Below are 15,256 nucleotides of genomic sequence, written 5' to 3' on the forward strand. Positions count from 1 at the left end.
TGCAGTTTTCCACCCTACGCGGGACTCGTAGGGTGGATGACGCTTCACCCATCCACCGCGAGCATCTCCGATGGTTCGGCATATCCCCGCTTAGAGTCGCTGCTGATCAACGGGCGCTGTGAGTGGTCCAAAACGGTGCGCGACTGTGCTAGGGTCGCATCCGCCGCGGGACGACCCGGGGCGTGTCGAATCATGCGGGGACGGCCCTGCCGTTGCTGGAGTCATCGTCATGCATTCGGCCTGGATCATGCTGATCATCGCCGGCCTGCTCGAAGTGGGCTGGGCCATTGGCCTCAAGGCTTCCGAAGGTTTCACCCGCCCGCTGCCGAGCGTGCTCACTCTGGTGGCCATGGCCGCCAGCTTCTTCCTCCTCGCCCGTGCCATGCAGGTTCTGCCGGTGGGGACCGCCTATGCGATATGGGTCGGCATCGGTGCGCTGGGCACCGTGGCGCTGGGCATCGTCATCTTCGGCGAAAGCGCCTCGCCGGCGCGGTTGCTGAGCGCGGTGCTGCTGCTGGCGGGGTTGGTGGGGCTGAAATTGACCGCCTGAGGCAGGGTCTGTCGTCCTGAGGGTTCCACTCTGCGGAGCTGAAGCCCAGCCCAAGGGAGCCACAGGGTGGATAGCACTTCGCTCGCCCATCCACCCGTTGCTGCCGACCGTGTCAGCGAATCTCGATTCGCTGCAGCAGATGCTGCTTCGCCTGGGTATCGCCGACGCGCGCGGCCTCGTCGGCCAGGCGCAGGGCGCGCTCCAGGTCCTTCTGCGCCAGCGCCGCATCGATCGCCTGGCGATAGTAGGCCGAGGTTTCCGGCAGCACCGTCGGTGCCGGCGCGGTGGGCAGTTCGTTGCCCATCTCCTGGCCGATGCTGTAGCCCGGTACGTAGCCCTTGGCGTTCGATCCGGCGGCACTGTCGGGGATCATCACCAGCTTGATCACGCCCACCGGGGAGTGCTGCGCCACCGGATCGGGGATGCTCGGCGGTTCGTTGCCCAGCGCCTTGGCGTAGGCCTTGGCCGGATGTTGCAGGACGGTCTGCCCGGCCATCTGCGCCTCGCTGGTGTAGAGGATCAGGTAGCGCTCGTTGCCTGGATGCTCGGGCTGCGAGCGATCGATGCGCAGGCGTGCGTCCAGACTGTCGCCCTTGAGCCCGGTTGGCGGAACGTAGACGAAGTCGTCGGCATCCAGCAGGCGGGTCGGGCGCATGCGGCTGTCCAGCAGCATGGCATTGGGTGCCAGCACGCTGCTGCCGGCCTGGCTGTACAGGCGCAGCTCGAACGACGGGCCGCCGGCCGGCAGCTTGAAGGCGCGCAAGAAGCTCTTGCCAGTCTCGAAGGCATAGGCCGGTGCCTGGCTGTCAATCACGACGTTGCTGCTGAAGCCTGCCTCCAAGGGCTCGTACGGCAGTTGGTCGAGGCCGTTGCAGCAGGACGGCGCGGCCGCCAGCGCGGCACGGGCCTGTTCGACCGAGCCTTGCAGCGGGGCCGGGCTGGCGGCCAGGGCGTCGACCCGGCGCAGCGGCTCGCTGCTGCAGCCGACGAGTGCCAGAGCGATCAGCCCGGCGGCGAAAAGAGAGAGAGGATGCATGGTGCTTCTCCGGATAAAAAATGCCCCGACCTGCCAGAGTCGGGGCAAAAGGCACCGTCTGGACGGTGGGAGCGGAAAGCCTGTCGTTGCGCGCAACGGCGTTCAGCCAGTGCGGGTTACCACCAGGCCTCGGCCTGGATGCCGAAGGTGATGCCGTCATCGTCACCGGCATCGATCGATTCGCTGGCGGCCTGATAGCGGCCGCCGTCCCACTGGGCGTAGGTGGCGAACACGCGGATCTGCGGGCGCGCCCAGAAGCTGTTGCCGGCCGACCACTGCTGGGCCAGGGTGAGCTTCTTCAGGTCGCGGGTGCGCTCGCCGTCGGCCTGCGGATCGACCCGGTCGTAGCCGAACTCCAGCGCGGTGCTCATCACGTCGCTCCACTTGTACACCGGGCGCACACCGAAGCTGGCCCAGGTTTGCCCGGAGTCGTTGTCGAAGTCGCGGTCCTCGTAGATCTGCACGTACATCATCTCGATGTTGTCGGTCAGGCCGACCACGCCCTGGTTGACCAGGCGGAACATCTTGCCGTCGCTGTTGCCGGTGCTGTTGCGCCCGCTGCTACCGATGATGCCGTCGGTGCCGTACTGCAGGGCGAGCTTGTTGTAGCCGCCGAACCAGTTGCTCTGGGTGTGCTCGAGGGTGACCAGATGACCCTTCTGGTCCTGGTAGCCGGGGTCGCGTTCCTGCTCGTCGGTGAGGTTGGCCTTGCCGTAGTCGTAGCCGATCTCCAGCTTGCCGCCCGGGTTGACGTCGATCTCGGCGAGGCGGAAGTCGAGGGTGTCGTTGGCCAGGTTGGTGCCGGTGCCCGAGCCCTGGTAGACCCAGTCGCCGTCGGTGTTGCGAATCCACGCGACGCTGGCCTTGGCGAAGCCCAGGTCGATGTCTTCGATACCGGCGCCGGGGCCGGAGACATCCCAGTAGTAGTAGTCATTGATGTGCACGTCGTGGCGCTTGTAGTAGCGCTTGCCGGCCCAGATCGCCGCGCCCGGCAGGCTCGGGATGAGGTTCTTGCCGACCACGTTGAACTGGCGGATGGAGGTGGTGCCGGCCTCGTCGAAGGGGTTGTTCTCGCCGCCGTTGGTGTCGGTGCCGGTGGCTTCCCAGTCGTTACCCTGGTCGGAGCGGTAGGCGATCATGCTGTCGACGTAGAAGCTGCGGTTGCCTTCGCTCCACACCTCCTGGCCGAGGCCGATCTCGGCGTAGGTTTCGCATTCGTTGCCCAGGCGATATTTCGCCGGTGCGCCAGCAGCCTGGAAGCAGGCCTGGTCGCCGCCGCCGGCCGTGGCGCCGACGCCCGAACGCAGATAACCGTGGAAATCGACCGCCAGGGCCGGGCCGCCGACCAGCAGGGCAGCAAGCAGACAGGCGGGTTTGAGGACGAACAGGGGGTGCGCGGTGTGCTTCATGACGAGGTCCTTGTTTTTCTTGTTAATGCCGAATCGATCACGCCTTCGCTGCGTGTCGCAGGGCGCAGCTCGGTGGCGAAAGCCTCGGGGATGGCTCCGCTGGCGGCATCCTCCCGCCCAGAGATTTCGCTGGCGCAGCTCGAGGGCGTAATCAGGATGAGTGCGGCGTAATCCCCCGGGCGGGGCTACGCCCGGCAGGGCGCAGATGATTGCCAGGGGCCTTCGGCCTGGCCACTACGCCGCCTGCAACTGGGCGGGGGAGGTTGGTGGCCGGGGCGTGCAGGGGCAGCCTGCCGGTGCCGGTCGAAGACCCGGCCGGCGTTCATCCTCGTCCGGCGGCCTTGCCGTCGGATACCCGAACAAGCACAAGAACCGGAGTATTGCGATGAGCCACATCCTGCGTGCCGCCGTATTGGCGGCGGTCCTGCTGCCGTTTCCCGCACTGGCCGATCAGGCCGGCAAGAGCCCGGCCGGGGTGCGCTACCACGGCGGCGACGAAATCATCCTCCAGGGCTTCCACTGGAACGTCGTCCGCGAAGCGCCCAACGACTGGTACAACATCCTCCGCCAACAGGCCTCGACGATCGCGGCCGACGGCTTCTCGGCAATCTGGATGCCGGTGCCCTGGCGTGACTTCTCCAGCTGGAGCGAAGGCGGCAAGTCCGGCGGCGGCGAAGGCTACTTCTGGCACGACTTCAACAAGAACGGCCGCTACGGCAGCGATGCCCAGCTGCGTCAGGCGGCCGGTGCGCTCGGCGGTGCCGGGGTGAAGGTGCTCTACGACGTGGTGCCCAACCACATGAACCGCGGCTACCCGAACAAGGAAATCAACCTGCCGGCTGGCCAGGGCTTCTGGCGCAACGACTGCGCCGACCCGGGCAACTACCCCAACGACTGCGACGACGGCGATCGTTTCGTCGGCGGCGATGCCGACCTCAATACCGGCCATCCGCAGGTCTATGGCATGTTCCGCGACGAGTTCGCCAACCTGCGCAGCCAGTACGGCGCCGGCGGCTTCCGCTTCGATTTCGTCCGCGGCTTCGCCCCGGAGCGGGTCAACAGCTGGATGACCGACAGTGCCGACAACAGCTTCTGCGTCGGCGAGCTGTGGAAAGGCCCTTCTGAATATCCGAGCTGGGACTGGCGCAACACGGCAAGCTGGCAGCAGATCATCAAGGACTGGTCCGATCGGGCCAAGTGCCCGGTGTTCGACTTCGCCCTCAAGGAGCGCATGCAGAACGGCTCGATCGCCGACTGGAAGAACGGCCTTAACGGCAACCCCGATCCGCGCTGGCGCGAGGTGGCAGTGACCTTTGTCGACAACCACGACACCGGCTACTCGCCCGGGCAGAACGGTGGGCAGCATCACTGGCCGCTGCAGGACGGGCTGATCCGTCAGGCCTACGCGTACATTCTGACCAGCCCCGGCACGCCGGTGGTGTACTGGTCGCACATGTACGATTGGGGCTACCGCGACTTCATCCGCCAGCTGATCCAGGTGCGTCGCGCCGCTGGCGTGCGTGCCGATTCGGCGATCAGCTTCCACAGCGGCTACAGCGGCCTCGTCGCCACCGTCACCGGCAGTCAGCAGACCCTGGTGGTGGCGCTCAATTCCAACCTGAGCAATCCCGGCCAGGTCGCCAGCGGCAGCTTCAGCGAAGCAGTCAATACCAGCAATGGCCAGGTGCGGGTCTGGCGGACCGGCGCCGGCAGTGGTGGCGGTGACAATGGCGGCGGTGAGCCCGGTGCCCTGGTCAGCGTGAACTTCCGCTGCGACAACGGTGTGACGCAACCCGGCGACAGCGTCTACGCGGTGGGGAACGTCAGCCAGCTCGGCAACTGGAGCCCTGCCTCCGCGGTGCGGCTGACCGACACCAGCGGCTACCCGACCTGGAAGGGCCGCATCTCGCTGCCGGCCGGCCAGAACGTGGAATGGAAGTGCCTGATCCGCAACGAGGCCAATGCAACGCTGGTGCGGCAATGGCAGGGCGGGGCCAACAACAGCGTGAAGCCCACCGAAGGTGCCACCACGGCGGGGCGGTTCTAGCCGCAAGCGGTAGCGACGGCCCGCCTCGCCGATGTGAGGCGGGCTTTTTGTTGACCGGTCTCGGTCCCGATCTATGTGCGCAGCCGCGCCGCTCCGGGCTCGGTGCGCATCAGCCCACCAACGCAGCACTGCGGTCAGTCAGCTACCGATCGGTCCGCGGCGCGTCACTCACGGCTATCCGGCATTCTGCGTATCGCCCAGCTGCCAGCGAATCGCCTGGGCTTCGGCCTGGCGTAACTCATCGAGCAAGGCATCGCGGCCAGGGTTGCGCGCGTTGGCCAGTGCGCCGCTGGCGAGCAGGTCGGCATGCAGGGTAGTGGCTTTTTCCCGGAGCCAGGCCAGGCGCTGCAGGGTCAGTGGCGTGCAGCTCTGCCCGCTGAGGTCGTCCTTCACGTCCAGCCAGTGCGAGCGCCAGGCCTCCTGCAGGTATAGCCCGCCCGGATCGCCGGCCAGTGCGTTGCGCCAGCCACGCATCAGGTCGCTCAGCCAGCCCGATACCGTCTCGCTTGCGCCGCGGGCGGTCAGCTCTCGATGCAGGCGCTGGTAGGCATCCAGCGCGATGCGTTTCTCCTGCTCGAAATCGGCCAGGGCCCAGGCCTCGCTTTGCTGTTCCAGCTGCAGGAGGCAGGCGAACAGCTGGCGTGTCTCGAAGCGTTCGGCCGGATGAAACCCCGGCGAGGCGAGGCCGTCGCTGTTGTACTGACGCAGCGGGTCGAAGGGGTAGAGGTAGCCGAAATCGAACAGGCGGATGCGGCCATCGTCCAGGGTATTGCCTGGCGCCAGATCCCATTCGAACAGGCCGGCCAGCACCAGCGCGATCAGCAGGTCGAACAGCTCGACCAGCTGTCGCTCGTCCCAGCGCTCGATGCGCCGGCCTTCGACCCAGGGCGACAGCAGGATGCCCTGCTGCAGCGAGGCGTACTGCGTCGGCACGATGCCGGCCAGGCGTTCGGCCTGCTCCGGTGTGCGCATCAGCCGGGCCAGGTCGCGGCGGCGCTGCAGCTCGTTGAGGAAACTCGCCTGGCCGTCCGGGTTCTGCACACGACAGGGACGCCGGGCGACCTTCAGCGCCCAGTCGCGCCCGGCCAGCTGCACGCGGTAGACCCGAGCGGTCAGGCCGTCGTCGAGGCAGGCGTGTACCCAGGGCTCGTCGCCACGCACCGCCGCCAGTTGTTCCGATGGCAGCGGGCAATCCTCCGCGCGGCCCAGGCGAAACTCGGTGCCGCTGGCGAGAAAGGCCAACTGGGCCTGGCGCCGTGCCGCTGCGGTCAGGGATGCAGTACTCATCGGGCCTGCACCACGATGACCTTGTCCTCGCCCAGCTCGCGGGCGAAGGCATAGGGCTGGCCGGGCGAAAGCAGTTTGTGTTCACCCGCGCCGATGGCTGGATGGCGCGTACGGAACTGACCAATCCGCTGCCAGTGCTCGATCAATCCAGCGATCTCGGGTCGCTGGTGCTCGGCCCAGTTCATCGAACTGCGCGTGCCCTGGTACGGGTCCGAACCGCTGGGGCCGAAGCTGCGGGCGCTTTCGTCGCCGTAGTAGATCTGCACCGCGCCGGGCGCCAATAGCAGGGCGGCGGCGAGACCGCGCTGGTTCGCCAGGTCGCCCTTCGCCAGCTGGATGAACAGCGCCGTGTCATGGGACGAGGCGTAGCTCAGCAGGTTGTGCCCGGGCGTCTCGGCCAGGCGCCTGGCGTAGTCGGCGTAACTGGGCTCGGCGGCGGCCAGGCAGTCGCTGGCGGCCAGCGCCTGATCCTGGAAGGCGAAGTTGATCAGCGCATCGAAACCCTGGTCGAGATAGTCGCTGGCCTCTGGGCCGTGGCCGAACACTTCGCCGACCATCCAGAACGGCTCGCCGGCCATGGGGTCGTCCGGGTTGGCGCGGGCCCAGTCGGCGCGGGCGCGCTCGGCCGCCACGCGCAGCTCGGCCCAGGTCGACGGCTCGACGTGCTTGACGGTGTCGGCACGAAAGCCGTCGACGCCGAACTCGCGGACCCAGCCGGTCAGCCATTCGATCAGGTAGTCGCGCACCCGGTAGCCTTCGCGTGGCTCGGCACGGGTTTGCGCCTTGTGCGCGAGAAACTCCGGCAGCGCGACGACCGCCTCGGACTCGGTACGGAAATCCGGCAGAAAGGCCAGCGAGCCCTTGAGTGGATCGACGGTGCTGCTGGGCGGCGTGTCGTAGTCGGCGATGCCGGCACGGACCCATTCGCGGCCCCACCAGGCGGCCCAGCTCGGGTGCTCGTAATCCACCAGGTTGTGGTAGGCGTGCAGATTCTCGTGAGCTTCCGGCTGCCAGGCGCTCCACTGCTCGGGCAGATACTCGGCCATGCCGTCGCGCAGGGCGCCGAAGCCGAGCTGCTGCATGTCCTGCAGGGTGGAATAGCCCGGATGGTTGAGCACCACGTCGAACAGCACGCGGATGCCGCGGGCATGGGCCTCGCTGATGAGGGCACGCAGGTCGTTCTCGCTGCCCATGTTGGCGTCAAGCTGGGTGAAGTCCAGCGCGTAGTAGCCGTGGTAACCGTAGTGGCGGAAGTCGCCGCGATCGCCGCCGCCGACCCAGCCGTGGATCTGCTCGTAGGGCGCGCTGATCCATAGCGCATCGACGCCCAGGCTGGCGATATGGTCGAGGCGCTTGGTCAGCCCCTTGAGGTCGCCACCGTGGAAGGTGCCGATCTCATCCTTGCCATCCGGCTCGCGGCCATAGCTGCGGTCGTTGCCTGGATCACCGTTGGCGAAGCGGTCGGTGAGCACGAAGTAGACGATCGCGTTGCGCCAGTCGCGTGTGATCGGCTGCTCGGGCGATTCGGCGCGTTCGAGCAGCAGCAGACCGTCACTGCCGGCGGCGGGTTGCAGCCTGACCCGGCCGTCGCGGACCACCGCGGTGGCGCCGGACAAGGCGTCACGCAGGGTCTCGCCTTCGCCGAAGACCTCGCTGACCGCCAGCTCCACCTCGCCGCCATCCCAGGGCTTGCAGGTCGCGGCGGCTGTCACCGGAGCGGCGGGTTTGATCGGCAGCAGACGCACGGCTGGCGCGGCGCCGGTCTCGACGATCAGCCGATAGCGACCGGCCTCGGGCACTTCGTAGCGGTAGGCGCTGTCTCTGCCAAGCGGCTGGCGGCGAAAGGGCGCGAGCGGCACGGCCTCGTCGCCGGCCTGAGGCATACGCAACTGCAACTGGCCGGGCGCGAGACTGAGCTCGATGTCGTAACGGTCGCTGGCCAGCGCATTCCAGCTCAGCGCCAGCGGCTGGTCGTCCAGTCGGGCGGCCAGTTCGGGGTCAGCCAGGGCGGAGAGCGGCAGGGAGAAGCAGAGCAGCGGCAGCAGGGCAGGCAGGCGGTTGGCACGCATCGAGAAGCTCCATTGTGCTTTTTCGCCACATTTGACCGCGCGTTGCCGGCCAGGTATAGGCGTAAGCCTGAATCACCTGGCGTATTTCGCGCAGCTGAGCCGAACGATCTACGCCCCGCTTCTACGCCCTCGGTGCCCCCGAAGGGGAGGATGCAGATGGCGCGTCAGGTGCCGAGGATGGAACGACTGCCAGAGCCAAAGGCCGGCAGCGGGTGGAACAAAAAACAAGAAGCCACGAGGAACGCGAAGCATGAACACTAAATTCTGGTGTCTCGCCACCATTGGCCTGGCGGCCACCTTCAGCCTGCCGCTGCCGGCCCTGGCAGCGATCGAGGAAGGCAAGCTGGTCGTCTGGATCAACGGCGACAAGGGTTACAAGGGCCTGGCCGAGGTCGGTAAGCGGTTCACTGCCGAGACCGGCATCCCGGTCGAGGTGGCCCACCCGGACAGCGCCACCGACAAGTTCCAGCAGGCGGCGGCCACCGGCAACGGCCCGGACATCTTCATCTGGGCTCACGACCGCATCGGCGAGTGGGCCAAGAGCGGCCTGCTCACCCCCGTCACCCCCAGCGCCGAGACCAAGTCCGGTATCGCCGACTTCTCCTGGCAGGCGGTGACCTACGACAACAAACTGTGGGGCTACCCGATCTCGGTGGAAACCATCGGCCTGATCTACAACAAGGCCCTGGTCGATACTCCGCCCAAGAGCTTCGACGACGTCCTGGCGCTGAACGAGAAGCTCGCCGCCCAGGGCAAGCGCGCCATCCTCTGGGACTACAACAACACCTACTTCACCTGGCCGCTGCTGTCGGCCAAGGGCGGCTATGTGTTCGAGCAGACCGACGGCGGCTACAACGTCAAATCCACCGGGGTCAACAACGCCGGCGCCAAGGCCGGTGCACAGGTGCTGCGCGACTTGATCGACAAGGGCGTGATGCCCAAGGGTGCCGATTACAGCGTGGCCGAGGCAGCCTTCAACAAGGGTGACTCGGCGATGATGATCAGCGGCCCATGGGCCTGGTCGAACATCGAGAAGAGCGGCATCGATTTCGGGGTCGCGCCGATCCCCGCCATCGATGGCGAGGCGGGCAAGCCTTTCGTCGGCGTCGCCGCCGCGTTGCTCAACGCCGCCAGCCCGAACAAGGACCTGGCCGTGGAGTTTCTCGAGAACTACCTGCTCGAGGTCGACGGCCTGAAGACTGTGAACGCCGACGTGCCGCTGGGTGCGGTGGCCAACACCGCCTACATGGAAGAGCTGTCCAGCAATCCGCACATCAAGGCGACCTTCGAGAACGCGCAGATGGGCGAGCCGATGCCCAACGTGCCGGAGATGGGCGCGTTCTGGTCATCCATGGCCGCCGCGCTGACCAACATCACCTCCGGGCGACAGGACGTTGACGCCGCCCTGGACGATGCCGCCAAGCGCATCACCCGTTGAACCCGTCGCCGGCCGCCGCCTCGGGCGCGCCGGCGGACTATGCTCCGTTCTCAAAGGTTCCGCTCCCGTGAATGCCCGTGCCGAGTTGCCCAGCCCAGCCATGACCCGTACGACCTCCCGGGGCCTGCCCCGCTCCCTGACCAACGGCCTGCGCTGGCTGGCGTGGCTGACCTTCAACGCCTTTGCGCTGTACCTGGTGGTCGCGCTCTACGTGCAGGGGCAGATGGCCTTCGCCCTGCTCGGGCTGGTGGTGACCGGGATCGCCAGCTACCTGTTCATCAACCGGCGGATGTACGCGCAGCGCTACATCTTCCCGTCGGTGGCCGGGATGCTGGTGTTCGTCATCTTCCCGCTGCTGTACACGGTGGGCATCGGCTTCACCAATTACAGCGGCAGCAATCTGCTCAGCCAGGCCCAGGTGGAGCGCTACCACCTGAGCCAGACCTACCTGGCCGGCGAGCGCTTCCGTTTCACCCTGCATCCAAGCCCTGATGGCGAGCGTCTGCGCATCGACAAGGGCGAACTGGGAGTGTTCGTCAGCCCGCCGCTGACCGGCGAGCCGGACCCGCAGGCGCCGCTGACGCTGCAGCCGGCCGAGGGCGTCGAGGGGCTGGGCGAGGCGCTGCCGGTGCGCGACGTGATCCAGCGGCGCAAGGCGCTGGAGCAATGGGTACTACAGGCACCGGACGGCAGCCTGCTGCGCTTGTACGGCCTGCGTGAGGTCGCCGCGGTGGAACCGGTCTACCGGCAGGACGGCCCCGGTGTGCTGGTCGACACCCGCAGCGGTGCACGCCTGACCGCCGACATGGAGCGCGGCTTCTATGTAGACGAGACGGGCAAGGCGGTGCCGCCGGGCTTCACCGTGTTCGCCGGCTTCGCCAACTTCACCCGGGTGCTGAGCGAGCCGAGCATCCGTGAACCCTTCGTGCAGATCTTCGCCTGGACCTTCGCCTTCGCCGGGCTCACCGTGGTCTTCACCCTCGCCGTGGGGCTGGTGCTGGCCAGCCTGCTGCAATGGGAACTGGTGCGCGGCAAGGCCTTCTACCGGCTGATGCTGATCCTGCCGTATGCGGTCCCGGGGTTCATTTCCATCCTGGTGTTCCGCGGGCTGTTCAACCAGAACTTCGGCGAGATCAACCTGCTGCTCGAGGGGTTGTTCGGCATCCGTCCGGACTGGTTCAGCGACCCGACCCTGGCACGCACGATGATCCTCATCGTCAACACCTGGCTCGGCTACCCCTACATGCTGCTGCTATGCATGGGCTTGCTGCAGGCCATCCCGCGGGATCAGTACGAGGCCTCGGCCATCGATGGCGCCAGTCCGCTGGACAACCTGCTGCGCATTACCCTGCCGCAGCTGATCAAGCCGCTGATGCCGCTGTTGATCGCCTGCTTCGCCTTCAACTTCAACAACTTCGTGCTGATCACCCTGCTGACCCGTGGCGGCCCGGACATCATCGGCGCGACCACGCCGGCCGGCACCACGGACCTGCTGGTCAGCTACACCTACCGCATCGCCTTCCAGGATTCCGGGCAGGATTTCGCCCTGGCCGCGGCCATCGCCACGATGATCTTTATCCTCGTCGGTGCTATGGCGCTGCTGAATCTCAAACTCTCGAAAGTGAAGGTATAAGGAGACGGTCATGGCCATGGTGCAACCGAAATCCGCGCGTTACCGGCTCTGGGCGACCCACGCGGCGCTGCTGGCCTTCGTCGCGGCAATCCTCTTCCCGCTGCTGATGGTGGTGTCGATCTCCTTTCGCGAGGGCAACTTCGCTACCGGCAGCCTGTTTCCCGAGAACCCGACGCTGGAGCACTGGTCGCTGGCCCTCGGCATTCCTTACACCCATGAGGACGGCAGCGTGACGAACCCGCCGTTCCCGGTGCTGTTGTGGCTGTGGAACTCGGTGAAGATCGCCCTGGTCAGTTCGGCGCTGATCCTGCTCCTGTCGACCACCAGCGCCTACGCCTTCGCGCGCATGCGCTTCGGCGGCAAGGCGCCGATCCTCAAAGGCATGCTGATCTTCCAGATGTTCCCGCCGGTGCTCTCGCTGGTGGCGATCTACGCCCTGTTCGACCAGCTCGGCCAGCACGTCAGCTGGCTCGGGGTGAACAGCCACGGCGCGGTGATCGTCGCCTCGCTGGGCGGCATGGCGCTGCACATCTGGACCATCAAGGGCTACTTCGAGAGCATCGACGCCTCGCTGGAGGAGGCTGCCATCGTCGATGGGGCGACCACCTGGCAGGCGTTCTTCCATATCCTGCTGCCGATGAGCGTGCCGATCCTGGCGGTGGTGTTCATCCTCGCCTTCATCACCAGCGTCACCGAATACCCCATCGCCTCGGTGCTGCTGATGGACGTGGACAAGCTCACCCTCTCGGTCGGCGCGCAGCAGTACCTCTACCCGCAGAACTACCTGTGGGGCGACTTCGCCGCCGCCGCGGTACTCTCCGGTCTGCCCATCACCGCCGTGTTCCTCTACTGCCAGAAGTGGATCGTCGGTGGCCTGACCGCCGGCGGGGTGAAGGGCTGACCAGCTGAGTTGAACGAGGCGCGGAACCGGGGAGCGGGAGCGGTGCGAACCGGTGCGCCAGACCACGACAAGAACAAGAACAGGGAACCGTCCATGAATGCCGCGATGCCACCACTGCTGCCATTGATCCCCACCAAGCTGGCGATTCCCATGTTGCCGCCGGGCCTGCTCGAACGGCCGCGCCTGGACGAGTGGCAGCAGCGCCTGCCGCAGGTGCGCCTGGCGGTGCTGCATGCCGCCAGCGGTTTCGGCAAGACCACCCTGGCGGCGCAGTGGGCGCGGGCCTTCGATGGGCGTATCGCCTGGTTCCAGCTGCATGCCAGCGACAACCTGGGGCTGCAGTTCGGTCGCTACCTGACCCAGGCGCTGGACCGCCAGCTGGACGCCGGCTGTCCGCTGGCAGTGGCGCTGGCCGAGCAGGGCCGGGTATCGCTAGATGCGTTGTTCACCCAGTTGCTGGCCGAACTGCCGGGCGAGCACGAGGCGATCCTGATCGTGCTCGACGAGTTCGAGGTGCTGCACGACGCCGAGTTGATCGCCGGCCTGCGCTTCTTCCTGCGGCATATGCCGAGCTGGATGACCCTGCTGGTGTGCAGCCGACGCCTGCCCGAACTGGGCGTGGCCGAGCTGCGGGTCAAGCATCAGCTGCTGCTGCTCGACGCGCGCCAGCTGGCCTTCGAGGATGATGAAGTGCAGGCGCTGCTGGAGCTGGGCGTGCCGGTGAGCATCAATCGCGAGCAGGTCGAGCGTCTCAACCGCCGCATCGGTGGCTGGCCCTGCGCGCTGCAGCTGGCCTTGCAGGAAGTGCAGACCAGCCGTGGCATGGACCTGTTCCTGGAGAACCTGCAGCTCGGCCACCCGGACATCCGCGACTACATGCGCGAACAGGTGATCGAGGGGCTGCCCGAGGACCTGCGCGGTTTTCTCGAGGCGACCTGCCTGCTCGACCGCTTCGACGCCGCCCTGGCCGATCGCCTGACCGAAGCCTGTCACGGCCGCGAGATGCTCGAACGGCTCGAGCGTGGCGGCCTGTTCATCCAGCCGCTGGACAGCCTGCGCCGTTGGTACAGCTATCACCCGTTGTTCGCCGTGTTCCTGCAGGGCGAGCTGCGCACCCACCAGCCGCAGCGGGTCAACCAGCTGCACCTGCGTGCAGCCTCCGCGCTGCTGGCCGAGAACATGCCCGAGGAAGCTGCGCGCCATGCCGTACAGGCCGGCGACCCGCAGCAGGTCGACGAGATCCTGCAGCGCCACGGCCGGGCGTTCTATCGCCAGGGTCGTCTCGGGTTGTTGCAACAGTGCCTGGAAACCCTGCCGGAACCGGTGATCGCCGGCTCGCCGCTGCTCACCCTGCTGCAGGCCTGGGTGTCGCAGAACTCCTATCAGTTCGATCATGTCGAGCGCTGGTTCAAGGCCGGCGAGCTGGCGCTGCAGCGCAGCTGCTCGGAGCAGGACTGGGCGCGTATCGTCTGCGAGTTCAATGCCGTACGCGCGCAGGTGGCGATGAACCAGGGCGACGAGCAGCGCGCCATCGCCCTGGCGCGGGAGGCGTTGACCCGCGAGCCGCTGATCATGCGCACCTCACGGGTAGCGGCGATGTCGGGCCTGGCCGAGGCGCATTTCGTCCAGGGCGAACTGCCGCAGGCGCAGAAACAGTACGAGGAAGCCGAGCGCCGCGCGCGGGAGATCAATGCCTCGCACCTGGTGGTCTGGAGTCTCGGCCAGCTGTCGGAAATCGCCATCGCCCAGGGGCATCTGCAGAAGGCCTATACCCTGCAGGAGCGCGCCATCCAGTACATCGAGCAGCAGAACCTGCAGGCCACGCCCATCGTCGAGTTCATCTACCGGGTGCGCGGCCAGGTGCTGTTGGAGTGGCACCAGCTGGACGCTGCCGAGCAGTGCGCGCTGCAGGGTATCCAGATCCTCGACGAACTGGACGACCCACGCTGGCGCCTGCAGAGCTACGCGCTGCTGGCCGGCGTCGCCTACGCCCGCGGCCAGCAGCACGCCTGTGCCGACTACATCGCGCAGTTGCAGACGATGCTCGCCGACGACCGTTACCACATCGACTGGCTGGCCAATGCCCACGCGATCATGCTCGCCTACTGGGACTCCAGCCAGGATCGCGAGGCGATCCGCCAGTGGCTGCTCAGTGCCCCGCCGGTGTGCGGCGGCGCCAACCATTTCGCCCAGCTCAATGCACGCAATCACGCCCGTGCCCACCTGGCGCTGGGGCAGCTGGAGCGCGCCCTGCCGATCCTGCGCCAGCTGCTGACCGATGCCGAGCGCCACGGCCTGATCATGGACCGCAACCGCAACCACATCCTCCTGGCGCAGCTGCACTGGTTGCGCGAGGAGCGCCAGCAGGCACTAGACCACCTGCAGCGGGCCATGACGCTGGCCAGCGGCAGTGGCGCGATCGGCAGCTTCCTGCGCGTCGGCAAGCCGATCATCGGCATGCTCAAGTGCCTGCTGCACGAGCGCACCCTCGATGAAGCCGAGGCCCAGCGCGCCGCGCGCTTGATCCAGCTGGCGCAGCAGCAGCGCGATTTCAGCCGCGCCATTCGCATCACGCTGGACGAGGCGGTCATCCAGGACATCATCAACCGCCCCGACGTGCCCGAGCTGATCCGCCGTTCGCCGCTGACCCGGCGCGAATGGCAGGTGCTGAGCCTGATCCACGCCGGGCAGTCCAACGAGCAGATCGCCGATCACCTCAACGTCGCGCCGACCACCATCAAAACGCACATCCGCAGCCTCTACCAGAAGCTCAACATCACCCACCGCAGCGAAGCGGTGCAGCTGGCGCGCGACCTGTTGAGCAAGATTCAGGGCGAGTAGGGCCGCTCGCCGCCGCCCGGGCGAGCGGCTATGCTCGCTGTCCGT

10 protein-coding genes are annotated in these 15,256 nt (G+C 67.0%); 6 read left to right on the forward strand and 4 right to left on the reverse strand.

The genetic code is table 11. The annotated features are described in order from the left end of the window. Positions 1-229 precede the first annotated feature (229 nt). On the forward strand, positions 230-550 hold the full coding sequence (gene sugE, locus VF716_RS12200; RefSeq protein WP_013983955.1) for a quaternary ammonium compound efflux SMR transporter SugE: 321 nt from the start codon (positions 230-232) through the stop codon (positions 548-550). A gap of 112 nt (positions 551-662) precedes the next feature. On the opposite strand, the gene VF716_RS12205 is transcribed toward sugE, so the two are convergent. After that, positions 663-1,586 (reverse strand): MalM family protein, encoded by a 924-nt coding sequence (locus tag VF716_RS12205; RefSeq protein ID WP_386414727.1) that lies wholly within the window; start codon positions 1,584-1,586, stop codon positions 663-665. 116 nt (positions 1,587-1,702) lie between these two features. After that, complete coding sequence (locus tag VF716_RS12210) at positions 1,703-2,995, reverse strand: maltoporin (RefSeq protein WP_013983953.1); 1,293 nt, start codon at positions 2,993-2,995, stop codon at positions 1,703-1,705. Between the two features lie 385 nt (positions 2,996-3,380). Here VF716_RS12210 and mta point away from each other — a divergent pair, with 385 nt between their 5' ends. Then, positions 3,381-5,042 (forward strand): glucan 1,4-alpha-maltotetraohydrolase, encoded by a 1,662-nt coding sequence (gene mta / locus VF716_RS12215; protein ID WP_014597652.1) that lies wholly within the window; start codon positions 3,381-3,383, stop codon positions 5,040-5,042. Positions 5,043-5,216: 174 nt separating this feature from the next. Here the strand turns inward: mta and VF716_RS12220 are convergent, their stop codons facing one another. Both VF716_RS12220 and VF716_RS12225 read right to left on the reverse strand, forming a co-directional pair. After that, the gene (locus tag VF716_RS12220; RefSeq protein ID WP_095460753.1) at positions 5,217-6,329 is read right to left on the reverse strand and encodes a hypothetical protein; all 1,113 of its coding nucleotides are present in this window, start codon (positions 6,327-6,329) and stop codon (positions 5,217-5,219) included. Beyond that, a complete protein-coding gene (locus VF716_RS12225; protein ID WP_095460752.1) occupies positions 6,326-8,398 on the reverse strand; it encodes an alpha-amylase in 2,073 nt (690 codons plus the stop codon). The genes VF716_RS12220 and VF716_RS12225 overlap by 4 nt, the downstream gene beginning before the upstream one ends. Before the next feature lie 250 nt (positions 8,399-8,648). On the opposite strand from VF716_RS12225, the gene malE reads away from it, so the two are divergent. From malE to malT, 4 genes are all read left to right on the forward strand, one after another. Beyond that, on the forward strand, positions 8,649-9,836 hold the full coding sequence (gene malE, locus VF716_RS12230) for a maltose/maltodextrin ABC transporter substrate-binding protein MalE (RefSeq protein WP_045633478.1): 1,188 nt from the start codon (positions 8,649-8,651) through the stop codon (positions 9,834-9,836). A gap of 67 nt (positions 9,837-9,903) precedes the next feature. Beyond that, positions 9,904-11,469, forward strand: a complete 1,566-nt coding sequence (gene malF / locus VF716_RS12235; protein ID WP_017244397.1) for a maltose ABC transporter permease MalF — start codon at positions 9,904-9,906, stop codon at positions 11,467-11,469. Positions 11,470-11,479: 10 nt separating this feature from the next. Next, on the forward strand, positions 11,480-12,370 hold the full coding sequence (malG, locus tag VF716_RS12240) for a maltose ABC transporter permease MalG (protein WP_003283570.1): 891 nt from the start codon (positions 11,480-11,482) through the stop codon (positions 12,368-12,370). A gap of 93 nt (positions 12,371-12,463) precedes the next feature. Then, positions 12,464-15,211, forward strand: a complete 2,748-nt coding sequence (gene malT / locus VF716_RS12245; RefSeq protein WP_095460751.1) for an HTH-type transcriptional regulator MalT — start codon at positions 12,464-12,466, stop codon at positions 15,209-15,211. Positions 15,212-15,256: the final 45 nt, after the last annotated feature.

This window comes from Stutzerimonas sp. Brlt_14 (genome assembly GCF_051948915.1).
Taxonomy (GTDB): Bacteria; Pseudomonadota; Gammaproteobacteria; order Pseudomonadales; family Pseudomonadaceae; genus Stutzerimonas; species Stutzerimonas stutzeri.